Source organism: Halobaculum sp. MBLA0147, assembly GCF_041361345.1.
Classification (GTDB): domain Archaea; phylum Halobacteriota; class Halobacteria; order Halobacteriales; family Haloferacaceae; genus JAHENP01.
Genome location: NZ_JBGKAD010000001.1, coordinates 1,016,316 through 1,029,038 on the forward strand (window position 1 = coordinate 1,016,316; position 12,723 = coordinate 1,029,038).

Sequence of the window (12,723 nt, forward strand, 5' to 3'; positions counted from 1 at the left end):
CGGACTACGCTGGACTCGCTCCGCTCGTCCAGCGAGTCGACGACTCCTCGGACTCTACGAGTCTTCGTCGTCGTCGACGTCTTCGAAGTCGGCGTCGACGAACTCGTCGTCGTCGCCACCGGCACCGGCCGCGCCGCCCGGGCCCGCACCCGCAGCACCGCCGGGTCCGGCGCCCGCGGCACCGCCGGCCGCACCGGCACCCGCACCGCCGGCACCGGCCTGCGCCTGCTGCTGGTACATCTGCTTGCCGATCTCCTGGAGCGCCGCCGAGAGGTCCTCGGTGGCGTCCTCCAACTCCTCGGGGTCGACCTCGTCGTCGGACTCCAACAGGTCCTCGACGGCGTCGATCTCCTCGCGGATGTCCGACTCCAGGTCCTCGTCGATCTCCTCTTCGTTCTCTTCGAGCAGCTTCTCGGCGCGCTGGACCGCGCCCTCGGCCTCGTTGCGAGCCTCGATCCGTTCGCGGCGGCGCTGGTCCTCCTCCTCGTGGGCCTCGGCCTCCTCTTGCATCTGTTCGATCTCCTCGTCGGAGAGGCCGACACCACCCTCGATGGTGATGTCCTCCGCGTTGCCCGAGCCCTGGTCCTCGGCGGAGACGTTGACGATCCCGTTCTCGTCGATGTCGAACGTCACCTCGATCTGCGGGGTGCCCGCGGGTGCCGGCGGGATGCCGCTGAGCTGGAACGCACCGAGCAGTTCGTTCTCCTCGGCGATCTCCCGCTCACCCTGGAACACGCGCACCTGGACGGACTGCTGGTTGTCCGCCGCGGTGGTGAAGATCTTCGACTCCTCCGTCGGGATCGTCGTGTTCTTCTCGATCAGCCGCTCGAACAGCCCACCCTTCACCTCGATCCCGAGCGACAGCGGCGTCACGTCCAGCAGGACGAGGTCGTCCACGTCACCCGAGAGCACGCCGCCCTGGATCGCCGCACCCAGCGCGACCGCCTCGTCCGGGTTGACGTTCGACTGTGGCGGCGTCCCGAGCAACTCTTCCACCTGGTCTTTCACCTGCGGCATCCGCGTCGACCCGCCGACGAGGATCGCCTCGTCGATGTCGGACTTCGTGTAGCCGGCGTCCTCCAGCGCCTGCTCCGTCGGGCCGACCGTCCGCTCGATCAGGTCCTCGGTGAGCGCCTCGAACTTCGCGCGAGTGATCGACTGTTCGAGGTTGAGCGCCCCGTCGTCCGTCGTCGCGATGAACGGGAGGTTCACCGTCGTCTCCTTGCGCGAGGAGAGTTCGATCTTCGCCTCCTCGGCGGCGTCGTTGAGCCGCTGGAGCGCCTGCCGGTCCTCGCGGAGGTCGATCCCGTGTTCGGCCTCGAACTCGTCGGCGAGGTAGTCGATGATCGCCTCGTCCCAGTCGTCGCCGCCGAGGTCGTTGTCCCCGTTCGTCGCGACGACCTCGTAGACACCCCCACCCAGGTCGAGGATGGACACGTCGAAGGTGCCGCCACCGAGGTCGTACACGAGCACCGTCTGGTCGGACTCGTCGTCGAGTCCGTACGCCATCGCGGCGGCCGTCGGCTCGTTGACGATCCGCTCGACCTCGAAGCCGGCGATCTCGCCGGCGTCCTTCGTCGCCTGTCGCTGACGGTCGGAGAAGTACGCCGGCACCGTGATCACGGCGCGTTCGACCTCCTCGCCGAGGTACTCCTCGGCGTCGCGTTTGATCTTCTGGAGGATCATCGCCGAGATCTGCTCGGGGGAGTACTCCTCGCCGTCGACGGAGACGGTGTAGTCGTCGTCTCCCATGTGCCGCTTGATCGACTGGATCGTGCGGTCCGGGTTCTGGACGGCCTGGTTCTTGGCCGGCTTCCCGACCAGTCGCTCGTCGTCGTCGAACGCCACGACCGACGGCGTCGTCCTGTCTCCCTCGCCGTTCACGATGATCTCGGGGTCGTCTCCCTCCATCACCGCGAACGCGGAGTTCGTCGTCCCGAGGTCGATTCCGAGAATCTTGTCGCTCGCCATGTTACCAGACACTACCACCCTCTGCCGGTTAAACGTTACTGGATCACCTCGTCGGAGCGGCGAGCCCGGGTCGCTGCCGTCTTGCGATTCGCTGCGGCACCGGGGTTCGACGGTGGGAACTTTTATCACGAACCTCCCGCGCACCGTCGCGGGGGCGCACGGTCGAGTGGCACGGGGGCGAGTGAGTCCGAACGACTCCGGTGGCACCCTCGCTCGTTGCGTCCGGATCGAAAGGGTGTGCTTTTGCCGGAGCCGGTCGGACGAGGCGACGTGAGTCTGAAGACCGCCGTCGCCGTCCCGTTCCGCAGTGCCGGGACGCGTCGCCTCGGCGAGGGTGAGTTCGTGGTGGCGCTGTCGTTGGACCGCGACTGGTTCTCGCCGGACCAGGCGAAGCGGCTCGTCGACATCGCAGAGGGGCGCGGACTGCTCGCACACGACGACGGGGAACTCGTCGCGGAGTTCGAGCCGTCGGCCGTCTCGGTGCCCGAGGACTTCGAACCGGGTGCGGACGTGTTGACCGAACAGTCGACCTTCGAGCGCGTGATCGACCGCCTCGTCGACGACGGCACGGAGAAGCGCGAGGCCGTCGCCGCCGCCAACGAGCGCCAGTCGACCGTCGGCGTGAGTCTCGAAGCCGCAGCCGTGTTGGTCGCCCGCGAACGCGGCGTCGAGGTGGACGACGCCGCCGCCGCGGCCCGTGCCGATCTCCTGGAGGGAGAGGAGTGACCCGACACGGGGACGGGGAGGACGTGCTCCGGAGTGGTGAACGGGGAGTGGTGTCCGACCTCGGAGGTCGTCGCTGATGGTCCGAGAGCGACTCGACGACGGGGTGCGGATCGCACAACTACTCGCCTCGGAGCTGTCGGGCGGCGCGACACACCCGGGGTTCCGCGTGGTCGACGCCGACCGCGACGTGGAGCCGACGCCGGACGGCGCCGTCGCCTACCGCGTCGCCTTCGACCCCGACGAGACCGAGGAGAGCGCCCTCGACACCGGCGGGATCCCCGGAAGCGACGACGACGAGGACGGGACCGGAGGTACAGACGCGAGTGACGGAAGTACAGACGCGAGTGACGGAAGTACGGACGCGAGTGACGAGCGTGCAGACACGAGTGACGGGGGTGCTGGGGAGAGCGGCGACGACGCGTCGGAGTCGACGGAAGACGAGACGGACGACCGCGTCGTCGCGACGGTGCACGTCCACCCGGAGCGGGCCCACGTCGCCGTCAGAGTGGCACCCGACGCCGCCGCGGCCGCCGCCGAGTCCGCCGCGTTGCGCGTCCGCCCGAAGGCGACACGACCGCCACAGACGCTCGTGTTCGTCGAGGACGGCGCCGAGGTGAAGCGTGTGCTCGCCGTCTTCCGCGCGGTCGCCGACGCGGTCCGGTGAGAGAGCGGTCGACTCGCAGACCGTTCGAGGTCGCGTCGGTCGGGTCCAACCGGCGCCGCTCAGGAGGGCACGCCGCGGTCGGCCGGGTCCGGACGGTCGTCGTCCAGCGGGTCCTCGAGATCGCCCATCACGCTCTCCAAGGTGTCCGTCGCGGTCAACAGCCCGACGACCGCTCCCTCGCTCACGACGAGTGCGAGTTCCTGGTGTTCCGCCTGGAACCGGTCGAAGGCGTCACTGACGGAGGTGTCCGCGGAGATCGTCATCGGCGGGGCGGCGAGGTCCGCGAACGTCACCTCGCCCGCCTTCAGTTCGTCCGTGCGGTCGACGACGCTCGGGACGTAGACGATCCCGACGAAGTCGTCGGGACTCTCGCCGATCAGCGGGTAGCGGGTGTGTGGCGTCTCCGTGATCCGGCGGAGGTTCTCCGCGACGGACGCCGTCGTCGAGAGGTACGTCACCTCGCTCTCGGGGACCATCTCCTCGCGCACCTCGGTGGTGCCGGCCTCCAGCGCCCGCAACACCTCGTCGTGACGCTCCTCGGAGAGTTCGCCCTGTTCCAACAGCGAACTCAGTCGCGTGCGGAGTTGGGCGCGCGACTCGATGGCGTCCTCCTCCGTCTCCAGCCACGCGCCGGTCATCTCGATCCCGAACAGCCGCAGCGTCAGCTTCGCGACCCAGTCGCCGAGTTTGATGATCGGCGAGATGATCACGTAGAACCAGTACAGCGGCGCGGCGCCGTACCGACAGACGAACCGCGAGCGCTCGACGCCGAGGTACGTCGGCGTCTGCTCGCCGTGTGTCAGGTGGATCAGGTTGATGATGAAGTACGCGATGAAGGCGCCGGCGCCGACCGACGCCAGCGCGGTGCCGCCGAACAGCGGCTCGAACAGCGCCGCCAGCGCCGGCTCGGCGACGATCCCGACCGCGATACTGGAGGCGGTGATCCCGACCTGACACGTCGTCAGGTACAACTCCAGATCCTGTGTCATCTCCCAGGCCCGTTCCAGTCGCCCGTCGCCGTCGAGGAACTCCTGCTCGGAGAACTGTCGCGCACGAGTCAACGCGAACTCGATCGCGACGAAGAACCCGTTCGCGAGGATCAACAGCAGTCCGGCGACGAGTCGAACCACGATCGCTGCCGTACTCAGGTCGGCCATCGCCCGCCAGTTACCGAGCCGGCGTGGAAAAAGCGGCGACGAGTGTCCGACGGCGAGCCGCCACCCGGGTGCGCCGCGTCCGTGGTCGGACCCGACCTGCGAACTCCCACCGAAGATCGAACCCGGACACGACCACAACGCGCTTTCGCGCGGGACTCGTACGGCGGACGATGACCGACTTGGACGACTCGCTCCCGCGGCGCGAGTTCCTGAAGGCCGCCGTCGCGGCGGGCGGCACCGCGGCGCTGTCCGCCTGCGTCGGGCGGTTGGCGGGCGACGACACCGCGACGCCGCCGCCGATCCCGACCGGCGACGGGCCCGACGCCCACCCGGACCGGCAACACGCCTGGAACGACTACACCCGGACCGACGACGCCGGCAACACGCTGCTGCCTCGCCACCAGGTGCTCCTCTACTGTGACCTCCCGGACGACGGACCGCCCACTGAGGCGGCGCGGGAGACGGTCGCGGCCGCACTCGACGCACTCGACGAGGCGTACGCCTGGAGTCACGAGGGGTTGCTCCACTCCGTCGCCTACTCGCCGGCGTACTTCGACCGCTACGAGACGCCCCTCGCCGGGGTCGAGTTGCCACGACCGGAACCGCTCGCGGACTTCGAGACGCCCGAGTTCGACGAGCAGGACCTGTTGGTCCACCTCGCGTCTGACCGGCCGGACGCGGTGTTGGCCGCCGACGCGGCGCTCCGTGGGGAGCGGGAGACGGCCAACGGCGTCGCGGTCCCGTCGCTGACGGACGCCGTGACGGTCGCGGACCGCCGGACTGGGTTCGTCGGCGCGGGCCTCCCACGCGAGCGGGGCGCGGGGCTGGAGGGCGTGCCGGCCGACAACCCGATCCCGGAGGCGTCGCCGCTGTTCATGGGGTTCGTCGCCGGCTTCCGGCGGAACCAGGCGAGCGAGTCGTTCGTCACACTCGCGGCGGGGCCGTTCGCGGGCGGGACGACGAAGGTGGTGTCGAACTGGCGCCAGCGACTCGCGGACTGGTACGAGGAGCAGAGCTACGACGAGCGCGTGACGGAGTTGTTCTCCCCGCAACACGCCGAGCAGGGGCTCGTCGAGGGGGTCGGCGAGACCCTCGGCGACGACAGCGGGATCGACGCGTTCCTCGAGAACCTCCCCGAGGTGGCGCGCGAACACGGCCGGATCGGCCACGCACAGAAGGCGGCACGGGCGAACCGCGACGCGGACGGGAACGTCCTGCTGCTCCGGCGGCACTTCGAGTCGACGGACGACGACGTGGCGAGCCTCCACTTCCCGTCACTCCAGCGCGACGTGCGGGAGTTCGAGGCCGTCAGGCGGGCGATGAACGGTGTCGACGTGACGGACGCGACCCCGGCGGTGCGCCAGCGCGTGAACAACGGGATCTTGGAGTACGTCTTCGTCCGCCACCGTGGCTACTTCCTCGTGCCGCCGCGGGCGAAGCGGGCACTCCCGCGTCCGGACGGGGAGTGACTCGGGAGTGGTGTGTCGGCCGACGGGACGGGACGAGAACGGAACGGGACGGGATGGGACGAGAACGGAACGGGACGGGATGGGACGAGAACGGAACGGGACGGGATGGGACGAGAACGGAACGGGACGGGATGGGACGAGAACGGAACGGGACGGGATGGGACGAGAACGGAACGGGACGGGATGGGACGAGAACGGGACGGGACGGCTCAGATCACGGGCCAGACGAGCAGTGCGGCAGAGACGAGCAGGAGTCCGCCGAGCGAGACACCGACCCCCGCACCGCGGACGGAGAGGGCGTCGGTCGTGTACAGTCGCGCGACACCGAGACAGACGGCGAGGCCGGCGAGTCCCAGTGTGGCGACACTGACCACACCGGCGGTCGTGTGGAGGGCGCCGTGACCCGCGTGTGCGCTCGCCGCCGCGACGGCCGTCTGGAGGACGACGACGAGTGCGAGCGCGGTGCGGGTCACGCGACGCCGCGTCCGTCGGGAGAGCATACTCGGACGTACGGTCGTACGGTCGGCGGGAACAAGTACGAATCGGATCGAGTCGACGCACACGCCGTCTGGGGAAACCAGAGCCACGTCGTCGGGAGCGAAACGAGAACACGTCGTCTGTGGCGAAACCGGCCTTCCACTCCGTCCGCGCGAGTGTCGCCGGCTCGCACGGAACGCCGCCGCTTAACCGCCGCGGAGCCGAACGGGCGAGCGTGACACCAGACGACGACACACTCGCGGTGTACTCGGACTTCGTCTGTCCGTTCTGTTACCTCGGTCGTGCCGCCTTGCGGGAGTACCTCGCGGACGCCGCGGACCCGCCGACGGTCGAGTGGCGACTGTTCGACCTGCGCGGGTACAAACGCGGCCCGGACGGCGACCTCCGAGAGGACGTCGACGACGGGAAGGACGACGACTACTTCGAGCAGGTGCGCGAGAACGTCGCGCGCCTCCGCGAGACGTACGACGTGGAGATGCGCGACTTCGACGATCTCCCCGAGGTAGACTCGTGGGACACCCAGCAGGCGGCGCTGTACGTCCGGCAGACGTACGACGAGGAACAGTTTCACGACTTCTACGATGCGGTGATGGACGCCTACTGGCGCGACGGCGACGACATCGCGGACCCGGACGTGGTCGCGGAGATCGCGGAGAGTGTCGGCGTCGGCGGCGACGAGGTCCGCAGTGCGATGGCCGACGAGCGCCTCGCCGAGGAGTTGGCCAACCGGTTCGACGACGCGACGGAGCTGGGGATCAGCGGCATCCCGACGTTCGTCTACGACGGCCACGCCGCTCGCGGCGCGGTGCCCCCGGAACACCTCGAACGACTGGTCGAGGGAGCCGACGCCGGCGGCGCGGTCTGAGCCGGCCAGCGGCGCGATCTGAGTCGGCCAGCGGCGCGATCTGAATCGGTCGACGACGGATGTTACCTCAACCACGACACGAGAGAGACACTCAGATCTCGAACCGCCCGTCGATCACGGTCTCGGCGACGGCACGGAGGTAGTCGGCGTGGGCGTGGTGGTCGCTGTCGGCGCCGGCGGCGACGCTGCGGCGGTGGAGGTCCGCACACACCGCCGCGAGCGTGAACGCCGCGTGTGCGAGGAAGTACTCGGGGTCGTCGACGACGATTCCGGTCGCACGCTCGTAGCGGTCGAGCACCGCGCGCCGGGACGGGGTGCCGGGTTCGCTCGTGAACGGGGCCATCCCGACGGCGTTGTCCTCGCGGAGGTCGGCGACGGTCGCCTCGCCGTACCGCTCGGCGAACCCGTCGAGGGACGGCGTCACGTCGCCCGCGTCGCGCCACCGCAACAGGAGGTAGCCGATCTCAACGCGCGGGTCGCCGAGCATCGGTGTCTCCCAGTCGAGCACTGCCGCGACGCGCGGGAGCGGACCGTCCGTGGCAGTCGTCGCCGTCGCGACCTCGTCACCCCGCGTGCCGGTGGCAGCGCGGGTCGGTACGTCTGCCGTCTCGCCGTTCGGCGCGTTCGCGGCCGCGTGGTCTGGGTCGTCTGCGTACAGCAGGTTCCCGGGGCGGAAGTCCCCGTGGACGAGTCGCGTGGGCCCGTCAGTGGGCGCGTGCTCGCGGAGCCAGTCGCCGACGGCGAGCAGGTCGGCGAAGTCGGCCGCGACGGCGTCGGCGACGCGCTCGACGCGTCGCACGTCCGCCGCGACCTGTTCGCGAGGCGTGTGGTGCTCGCACACGTCGCGGAACTGTGCGACCGGAACGTCGTGGAGCCGCGCGAGCGTGTCGACGGTCTCCCACGTCAGCTGCTCGCGGGCGGCGGGCGTCCGGTAGCGCTCCGGGAGCCGCGAGCCGAGTGGGACGACCGCACCGTCGCGGTACTCGGTCACGACGAACGGCGCACCGAGGACCGACGGGTCCGTACAGTGTGCGACCGGCTCCGGGACCGGGACGGGTGTCTCCACGAGTCGCTCCAACACGGCGTACTCCGTCGCGGTGTCGACGAACAGCGCCGTCTCCCGGAGTTCGTTCGGCCGGCGGACGACGTACGCGTCCGCCTCCGAGGTGGTCGAGACGGCGACGACGAGGTTGAGCCCGTCCGCGAGCACCGACAGCGAGTCGACCGGCGCCCGGAGCGTCGCCGCGAGCCACCGCCGCAGCGCCGTCCGCTCGTCGGTACCCAGCGAGCCCCGCTGCTCGGCGTCCAGTGTCACCTCCTCGTCGTCCACTGTCACACTCGTCGAGGCGGGACACCGGGGCAAAAACGCTCCGACGGGGTGTGACGACGGCCCACGGCGTGTGGTGGTGACGCCCTACTCCTCGCGCGAGTAGTCGGCCTCGAACATCTGCGCGGAGGTGGGTGCCGGGTCGCCCTCGGTGAGGTTGTACGGGGCGAACGACTCGACGCCGGCCTCGCGGAGGAGTTCCTCGTCGTACACCGCCTCGCCGGTGAACTCGTCCGGGTCGCGCGAGAGGATCTCCAGGACCGTGTCGGCGACGATCCGCGGGTGACGCCAGTCGTCTTCCGTCCCGAGTCCGAAGTATCGCGTCGCCCGCGTGTCGATGGCCGTCACCGGCCAGAAGGTGTTGCAGCCGACGCTCTCGCCGGCGAGTTCACCAGCGAGCGAGAGGGTGACGAAACTCATCCCGAGTTTCGACCAGCCGTAGGCGGCCTTGCCCGGCGCGCGGTCCGTCGTCACCGGCGGCGCGTTCGTCAACAACCACGCCTCCTCCCGCTCGCGGAGGTGCGGCAGGAACGCCCGCGAGACGAGGTACGTCCCGCGGACGTTCACCTCGTTCAACAGGTCGAACCGCTTGGCGGGGAGGTCCGCGACGTTCGCCAACTGGATCGCGCTGGCGTTGTTGATCACGATGTCCACCTCGCCGAACCGCTCGATGGCGGCCTCGGCCGCCGCCTCGACGGCGTCGGCGTCCCGGACGTCGAGTTGGATCGCCTCCGACTCGACCCCCAACTCGCGGCACGCCTCGGCCGTCTTCCCGATAGTACCCGACAGGTCCGAGTCGGAGTCGTCGACGGTCTTACCGGTCGAGACGACGTTCGCGCCCGCCTCCGCGAGCGCGAGCGCGATCTCCTTCCCGATGCCGCGGGTTGTGCCGGTGACGAACGCAGTCGAACCGTCGAGGTCCGGCACGTCCAGTGCGTCGAGTCTGGGTGTGTCCATACCGCTCCTCTACTCTACACCGACCTAAAGCGTCGGGAAGACAACCCCGCCCGCGTTGTCGACGGTGGCCCGGTGGTGGTTCTGGGGTGGCCCGGTGGTAGCTCGGCGGTGGCCCGGTGGTAGCTCGACGGTGGCTCGGTGGTGGCTCGGCAGTGGCTCGCCGAGAGACGGCGACGGCGAGACGAACCTACTTCAGGTGTGGGCACGGACAGTCGGGTATGAGCGACGACGGCGGCAGCGCCGCGGTGTTGCGGAACAAGCGGGACGCGACCCGCTACCGGATCCTCGTCGAGATCGCCCAGCGGCAGCCGGCCGTGAGCCAGCGGGAGATCGCCGACGAGATCGGCGTCACCGCGCAGGCCGTGTCGGAACACCTCGGCGACCTCGTCGAGGAGGGGTACGTCGACCGCGAGGCACGCGGGCGCTACGAGGTGACGAAGGAGGGTGTCGACTGGCTGATCTCCGAGACGGACGCGTTGGACGAGTACGTCTCGCACGTCTCCGAGGAGGTGATCGGCGACGTGGAGGTCGACGCCGCACTCGCCGCCGCCCCGGTCGCCGAAGGTGACCGCGTCCGCCTCTCGATGGAGGACGGCGTGTTGACCGCGCGACCGCTGGGTGGTAGCGAGTCGGACGACGACGGGGGCGACGAGTCGGGCGGTGAGAGAGGTGGTGGCGCCAACGACACGGATGGCGGCAGCGAGGGAGACGACGGCGACGAGACGGACGGCGCGACCGCGGTCGCGCTCACGGACGCGGCGGCCGGCAGCGACGTGGGCGTCACGGAGTTCCAGGGCGTGTTGGACTACGAACTCGGGACGGTGACGGGTGTGGAGGTCCCCTCCGTGCGAGCGGGCGGGAGCAGTGTGGTCGACACGGAGCGCGTCGCGGCGTTGGCCGCCGACGCCGACGTGATCGCGACCGCGGGGACGGAGGCGCTCGCGGCGGCACGCGCGGCGGGGCTCGACCCCGACGTGCGGTTCGGCACCGTCGCGGCCGTCGAGGAGGCGGCGACGAAGGGACTCGACGTCCTCTTGCTCGCCGAGAGCCGCGAACTCTCGTCGCACGCGGACCGCCTCCGCGACAGCGCCGTGGCCTACGAGGTCGCCAGCGCCGCCTGAGCCGGCGACGTGAGAGCCCGCCGTCGCGGACCGACACCGACCGCGAGTGGACGCCGGTGGGGAGTGACGAATCGAGAATGCACAAACGTCTTGTCGGGTCACGGTGTCGTGCCGGGTATGGAGGCAGTCGTTCTCGCCGGCGGGTACGCGACACGGATGTGGCCGATCACGCGACACCGTCCCAAGATGTTCCTCCCGTTGGGAGAGGAGACGGTGATCGACGGGGTGTTCGCGGACCTCGAGGCCGACGACCGGATCGACGAGGTGTACGTGAGCACGAACGAGCGGTTCGCCGACGAGTTCGAGGCGTACCTCGCCGACTCCGCGTTCGAGAAGCCGCAGGTGTCCGTCGAGGACACCACCGCGGAGTCCGAGAAGTTCGGCGTCGTCGGCGCGCTGGCACAGTTGATCGACCGCGAGGACGTCGACGACGACCTGCTCGTGATCGCCGGCGACAACCTGTTGTCGTTCGACGTGGCCGAGTTCGTCGACTTCTTCGTCGATGCCGGGACACCGACGCTGGCCGCCTACGACGTCGGGTCCAGAGAGCGTGCCAAGAGCTACGGCCTCGTGGAACTCGACGGAACCGAGGTCGTCGACTTCCAGGAGAAGCCGGACGACCCGAACAGCACCCTCGTCTCCATCGCGTGTTACGCGTTCCCGAGAGATACGCTGCCGTCGTTCGACACGTACCTCTCGAACGACAACAACCCGGACGAGCCCGGGTGGTTCGTCCAGTGGCTCCAGAGCCGGCAGTCGGTGAACGCGTTCACCTTCGACGGCGCGTGGTACGACATCGGGACGGCGGACGCCTACCTCGACGCGGTCGCGCACGCCCTCGACGGCGACACACTCGTCGCCGACGACGCGACCGTCGAGGACAGCGAGTTGGGCGAGAACGTCCACGTGATGAGCGGTGCCGAGGTCGTCGACGCGAGTCTGTCGAACACGGTCGTCTTCGACGACGCACGGATCGCAGACAGCACACTCGAACGGTCCGTCGTCGACGAGGCGGCGACCGTCGAGGATCTGGACCTCCGCGAGACGCTGCTCGGCCAACACTCCCGCCTCGTCGGGAACTGACCGCCGCGCGTCTCACGCCGGCGAGTGCACGGGGTGACATCGGTCGACCCACCTCCTCACGCCAGTTTCGCGTCCGTGACGACGATCCGCCCGCGAGTGCCGTCCCACTCCGTCTCGTACGTCAACTCGATCTCGCGGTCCATGTGTGGCCCGTCGGTGACGAACGTCTCGAACTCTCCACCTTCGCCGAGCGGGTGGACGCCGTACTGCTCGCGCAGTTCGATCAGTTCGGCCAGCGCCTCGTGATCGAGCGTCCGCCCGAGCCACGACTCGTCGAGCCCGGCGGCGGCGACCTGGAGGATCGTGATCTCGAAGCCGGCGTCCAGCATCGCCTCGGCCAACGCCACCGGGTCCTCCTGCCACAGCGGCGCGAACAACTCGATCCCGAGGCGGTCACACATCCCCTCGATCCGGCTCGTCTGGAACTCGCTCTCGACGGCGCCGGCGGTGACCCCCGCGAGCGGCCGTTCGGCGGCGAGGCGTTCGAGCGCCGCCTCCATCGGTTCGAGTTCGCGGTCCCCCTGTGCGCCCGCGTCGACGGTCGACTCGGCCGCGAAGTCGTCCGGGTCCACCTCGACGAGTTCGATCCCGACACTCTCGGCCGCCAGCGTCGCCAGCCCCGTCTCGGGGACGTGGTACATGTACGAGTCCTCGCCCGGGTGGACGGTGAGAAGTCGCCCGACCGGCAGGTCCGACTCCAGGGCGCGGTACAGCGCCCACGAGGAGTCCTTCCCGCCGGAGAACAGCGACACCCAGATCGGCTCGCCCGCACTCGTCTCGTCTGTCACGGCGAGCGGTTCGCGACCGGCGCGTAAGTCCCTGACGGAGCCGTCCGTGGCGGTCCGCGTCCGTAACACCGGGTCGCGACACGGCGAGTGCCGCGGA

At 69.8% G+C, this 12,723-nt stretch carries 12 protein-coding genes; 6 read left to right on the plus strand and 6 right to left on the minus strand.

Going from position 1 to position 12,723, the window contains the following annotated elements:
• Nucleotides 1–54: 54 nt before the first annotated feature.
• The gene (gene dnaK / locus RYH80_RS04875) at nt 55–1,971 is read right to left on the minus strand and encodes a molecular chaperone DnaK (RefSeq protein ID WP_370902736.1); all 1,917 of its coding nucleotides are present in this window, start codon (nt 1,969–1,971) and stop codon (nt 55–57) included.
• A 270-nt stretch (nt 1,972–2,241) separates the two neighbouring features.
• On the opposite strand from dnaK, the gene RYH80_RS04880 reads away from it, so the two are divergent.
• Entirely contained in the window at nt 2,242–2,697 is a 456-nt protein-coding gene (locus RYH80_RS04880) for a DUF2240 family protein (protein ID WP_370902737.1), read from the plus strand.
• Nucleotides 2,698–2,773: 76 nt separating this feature from the next.
• On the plus strand, nt 2,774–3,361 hold the full coding sequence (locus tag RYH80_RS04885; protein WP_370902738.1) for a DUF7993 family protein: 588 nt from the start codon (nt 2,774–2,776) through the stop codon (nt 3,359–3,361).
• Nucleotides 3,362–3,420: 59 nt separating this feature from the next.
• Here RYH80_RS04885 and RYH80_RS04890 read toward each other — a convergent pair whose 3' ends face one another.
• On the minus strand, nt 3,421–4,518 hold the full coding sequence (locus RYH80_RS04890; RefSeq protein ID WP_370902739.1) for a hemolysin family protein: 1,098 nt from the start codon (nt 4,516–4,518) through the stop codon (nt 3,421–3,423).
• 170 nt (nt 4,519–4,688) lie between these two features.
• On the opposite strand from RYH80_RS04890, the gene RYH80_RS04895 reads away from it, so the two are divergent.
• Nucleotides 4,689–5,987, plus strand: a complete 1,299-nt coding sequence (locus tag RYH80_RS04895) for a DUF7405 family protein (protein WP_370902740.1) — start codon at nt 4,689–4,691, stop codon at nt 5,985–5,987.
• A gap of 209 nt (nt 5,988–6,196) precedes the next feature.
• On the opposite strand, the gene RYH80_RS04900 is transcribed toward RYH80_RS04895, so the two are convergent.
• Complete coding sequence (locus tag RYH80_RS04900; RefSeq protein WP_370902741.1) at nt 6,197–6,460, minus strand: hypothetical protein; 264 nt, start codon at nt 6,458–6,460, stop codon at nt 6,197–6,199.
• Between the two features lie 239 nt (nt 6,461–6,699).
• Here RYH80_RS04900 and RYH80_RS04905 point away from each other — a divergent pair, with 239 nt between their 5' ends.
• Nucleotides 6,700–7,350 (plus strand): DsbA family oxidoreductase, encoded by a 651-nt coding sequence (locus RYH80_RS04905; RefSeq protein ID WP_370902742.1) that lies wholly within the window; start codon nt 6,700–6,702, stop codon nt 7,348–7,350.
• A 91-nt stretch (nt 7,351–7,441) separates the two neighbouring features.
• On the opposite strand, the gene RYH80_RS04910 is transcribed toward RYH80_RS04905, so the two are convergent.
• Both RYH80_RS04910 and RYH80_RS04915 read right to left on the minus strand, forming a co-directional pair.
• Nucleotides 7,442–8,686 carry a phosphotransferase family protein gene (locus tag RYH80_RS04910; RefSeq protein ID WP_370902743.1) on the minus strand — a complete coding sequence of 415 codons (1,245 nt, stop codon included), beginning with the start codon at nt 8,684–8,686 and terminating at the stop codon, nt 7,442–7,444.
• 78 nt (nt 8,687–8,764) lie between these two features.
• Entirely contained in the window at nt 8,765–9,634 is an 870-nt protein-coding gene (locus RYH80_RS04915) for an SDR family oxidoreductase (RefSeq protein ID WP_370902744.1), read from the minus strand.
• A 218-nt stretch (nt 9,635–9,852) separates the two neighbouring features.
• On the opposite strand from RYH80_RS04915, the gene RYH80_RS04920 reads away from it, so the two are divergent.
• Nucleotides 9,853–10,755: a DUF7839 domain-containing protein gene (locus RYH80_RS04920; protein WP_370902745.1), complete on the plus strand. Its 903-nt coding sequence runs from the start codon at nt 9,853–9,855 to the stop codon at nt 10,753–10,755.
• Between the two features lie 117 nt (nt 10,756–10,872).
• Nucleotides 10,873–11,838, plus strand: a complete 966-nt coding sequence (locus tag RYH80_RS04925) for a nucleotidyltransferase family protein (RefSeq protein ID WP_370902746.1) — start codon at nt 10,873–10,875, stop codon at nt 11,836–11,838.
• Nucleotides 11,839–11,894: 56 nt separating this feature from the next.
• On the opposite strand, the gene RYH80_RS04930 is transcribed toward RYH80_RS04925, so the two are convergent.
• The gene (locus RYH80_RS04930) at nt 11,895–12,626 is read right to left on the minus strand and encodes a diphthine--ammonia ligase (RefSeq protein WP_370902748.1); all 732 of its coding nucleotides are present in this window, start codon (nt 12,624–12,626) and stop codon (nt 11,895–11,897) included.
• Between the last annotated feature and the right edge of the window lie 97 nt (nt 12,627–12,723).

Excerpts from the sequence above, each read along its gene's own strand:
- RYH80_RS04895 (WP_370902740.1), top strand. The coding sequence starts at position 4,689 with ATGACCGACTTGGACGACTCGCTCCCGCGGCGCGAGTTCCTGAAGGCC.
- RYH80_RS04890 (WP_370902739.1), bottom strand. The coding sequence starts at position 4,518 with ATGGCCGACCTGAGTACGGCAGCGATCGTGGTTCGACTCGTCGCCGGA.
- RYH80_RS04920 (WP_370902745.1), top strand. The coding sequence starts at position 9,853 with ATGAGCGACGACGGCGGCAGCGCCGCGGTGTTGCGGAACAAGCGGGAC.
- RYH80_RS04885 (WP_370902738.1), top strand. The coding sequence starts at position 2,774 with ATGGTCCGAGAGCGACTCGACGACGGGGTGCGGATCGCACAACTACTC.
- RYH80_RS04925 (WP_370902746.1), top strand. The coding sequence starts at position 10,873 with ATGGAGGCAGTCGTTCTCGCCGGCGGGTACGCGACACGGATGTGGCCG.
- RYH80_RS04915 (WP_370902744.1), bottom strand. The coding sequence starts at position 9,634 with ATGGACACACCCAGACTCGACGCACTGGACGTGCCGGACCTCGACGGT.
- dnaK (WP_370902736.1), bottom strand. The coding sequence starts at position 1,971 with ATGGCGAGCGACAAGATTCTCGGAATCGACCTCGGGACGACGAACTCC.